This is a genomic window from Gemmatimonadota bacterium (assembly GCA_009841265.1).
Taxonomy (GTDB): Bacteria; JAAXHH01; JAAXHH01; order JAAXHH01; family JAAXHH01; genus JAAXHH01.
Genome location: VXMB01000013.1, coordinates 1 through 3,277 on the forward strand (window position 1 = coordinate 1; position 3,277 = coordinate 3,277).

The 3,277-nt window shown below is 70.0% G+C and carries 1 protein-coding gene; it reads left to right on the forward strand.

The genetic code is table 11. The features are described from left to right. Positions 1-1,017: 1,017 nt before the first annotated feature. Positions 1,018-3,277: hypothetical protein (locus tag F4X08_12705; GenBank protein ID MYD26662.1), on the forward strand; the 2,260-nt coding region annotated here is incomplete at its 3' end.

Sequence of the window (3,277 nt, forward strand, 5' to 3'; positions counted from 1 at the left end):
GGGGGCCCGCGGCCCCGAGGCGGTCCTGGCCGCGGATCGCCAGCGGCTGCGCGCCGCAGTGCCGGAGCCTTGGCAAACTTCGGCTCCAGAAATTGCTGTTCCGGAAGGTTTCGCACCGACACGCGAGCTGATGCAGCTCGCCGGCGACGTGGTGCGCGGCGAGCTGCCGCGAGGCGCCGCACCCCTCTCGCTGTCGCAGTGGGTGCGCCGGCGCGGCGGGGTGGCGCGTGACGATCCGCTCGCCGGCAATTTGCGCGCCGCCGGCCTGAACAACCTGGCGCTGCGCGGCGGACTGCCGGCCGACGCCCTGCGCTCCGGCGCCGTCGAAGAGGGCTACCTGCGCGAGGGGGGCACCGCGGAGGAATTCATCGCCGCGGTCCAGGACGATGCGGCTGCGCCCGGATTGATCCTCTCGGACGGTGCCGACAACAGCCGGGCGCTCGCACTCGAGGAGGTCGGCGAAGGCTTCGCGCGAGCCGGGCTCGATGTCTCCCGGATGACCCCGCGCCAGGTCGCCTGGCTGCTGTCGGGAGAGGGTGGAGCCGACGAGGTCGCCGGCGCCGCGCCGCCGCTCGAGCCGGGTGACCCGGGCATCACGCCCGAGCAGTATGCCGAACGTCAGGCCATGATTGAGGCCGACGAGATCGCCGATGCCGGCGCCAGCGCCGAGATGGACGCTTGGATTGCGCAGTATCCGGAGGTCGGGGAGGCGGCGCTGTTTCGGGGCGACGACCCCGGTGCGGATCCTGCCGGTGCGCCGGCGCGCAGCGAGGCGGCCCGCCTCGAGGCCGAGGCCGATGCCCAGCTCTCGATTCTGGATCTGACCGAAGAGGAGCAGGCGCAGCTGGCCTCGCTAAACGAGGCCTTCGACGCGGCCGAGGAGTTTGCCGCCGGCGTCGAGGCGCTGGCGATGTGCCGAATCGGATAGCAGTGGTGCCGTATCGGCACCAACACGTGGCGCGGCCGAGTGAGATCTCCCGCTGATTGGAGCCGGCTCGGCACTAATCGGAGGGAGCGATGAGCAGAACCGAGCAATGCATCGATGCCGTCAGGCGCGCGGTGAAGCGCGATCTGTCGCTCGGCGACGTCGAGGCGATCGCCCAGGCGCTTGACGAGCGCACCCGCTCGAAGACGGCGGCCGGGCTCGATGCGGCGACGGCCGAGACCCGGGCAGCGCAGGAGCTGGCCGAGGACCTGCGCGAAGGCGCGCGGATCGAGCGGCGCAACGCCAAGTTGAATATCGCGACCCGGGCGCGGTTTCGCCGTCACGTCGCCGGCGCCGTCAGCGAGGGGGCGGATCCGTCGGACGCGCTGACCGCGTGGAATGTCGGGCTGAACAGACGCTTCTCAGGGAACAGGCTCTCGGTCGACGCGCGCCAGAACGCGTGGCGCGCCAAGTTCGTTGGCGGCCTGGTGCACGATCTGAACGCGGCAGACCCGGCCTATCTGAAGATCCTGTCGACCCATGCGCTCGACCGCGAGATTGCCCGGGAGATGTGGGAGCTGGGCAGGCCGCCCGGCGTGGGCAGGAAGCACGTGACCGGGTCGAGCGAGGCCTACGTGATCGCTCAGGTTCTGCACAAGTACAGCCAGGCCTCGCGCGCGGCCCAGAACGCCCGCGGGGCGTGGATCCGGAATTTGCCGGGCTACATCTTCCGCCAGTCGCACGACGAGTACCGTATGCGAAAAATGGGTTTCCAGGCCTGGCGCGATTTTATCATGCCCAAGCTCGACCTCGACCGCCTGGCGCCGCACGGCAACGTCAACGAGGTTCTCGAGGGCGCGTGGACCACCATCATCTCCGGCGGCCACCTGGCGCACCTGGTCGACGAGGTCGACGGTGCCGAGATAGCCGCCGGGTTTACCGGGGCGGCGAACCTCGCGAAGCGGGTGAGCGAGCAGCGCCGGACGCTGCCTTTCGCCACGGCCGACGACTTCATAGACTACCACGCCCGTTTCGGCCGGGGGTCGCTTTTCGAGGGTGTGCTGCATGGTCTCGAGCAGGCTTCGCAGACCATCGGGCTGCTAGAGGGATGGGGCACCAACCCGCGCGCGATGTTCGAGGCCGAGCGCGCCGGCCTGGTGGCGGCGGCCGAGGGCAACCCGAAGCTGCTCGCGCGCCTGCGCTCGAGGCAGCACGACTACCAGTTTGCCGAGATCACAGGCGAGACGCGGATCCCGGGGAACCTGCTGCTGGCCCGCGTCGGCAGCACGGTGCGTGCGGTGCAGTCGATGGCCAAGCTCGGCGGCGCTGTAATCTCGAGCGTGTCTGACCTGGCGATGGTGGGCGCGGAGGCACGCGGGCGCGGCGGCTCGCTGCGCGCCGGCTACGCCCAGGGCGTGCGCAGCATCGGCGCCGGGCGGACCACGGGCGAGCGTCGTCAGGTCGCGAACGCGATCGGTGTGGGGATGGACGGAATCATCGGCTCGATTGCCGCGCGCTTTGCCGGCAACGAGGATTTGCCCGGTGCTCTGCACAAGGTGCAGAGGCTGTTTTTCCGTTTGAACATGCTGGCGTGGTGGACGGACGCGCAGAAGACGGGCGTCGGGCTGGCGATTGCCAACGACTTGGCGAAATTCCGGAACCGCCCGTTTGGTGACCTCGCCGAGCACCTGCGCGGGGCGCTGTCCGGATACGGGATCGGTGAGCGCGAGTGGCGCCTGATGGGCCAAATGCCGGTCTACGCCGCCGACGGGCGCAACTACCTCGATCCGTCAGGTGTGCGCGCGGTGCCGGCGGAAGCGATCAAGGACTACATGATCGCTTCCGGGCTCGTCGAGCGCCGTCGCCTGGGCGGTGCGGCGGCCTCGGGGGCGCAAGCGGACCTTGAGCGGATCAGCACCACCCGGGCACGAATCGAGCCCGGACAGGTGAATCGGGTGCGCGAGGACCTCGAGCAGGCGCTGCGCGCCTATCTGGTCGACCGCACGGAGACGGCGGTGCCGACTCCCACGGCTCGTGAGCGGTCGATCCTGACCCAGGGCACGCAGCCGGGCACCCCGCTTGGTGAGGCGCTCCGCTTCATCACCCAGTTCAAGCAGTTTCCGACGACGGTACTGACCAGGCCGGTCGGCGAGCTCGCCTACGGGCGTGGCGACTACGGCGGGCTGGCAGCACTGATTGTCACCGGAACGGTGCTCGGCTACGTGGCGATGGCCGCAAAGGAGGTGGCGAAGGGGCGCGAGCCGCCGGATCCGACGCGCTGGGAGGTGTGGCCGGCCGCGATGCTGCAGGGCGGGGCGCTCGGGATCTTCGGGGATTTTTTGCTTGGACAGA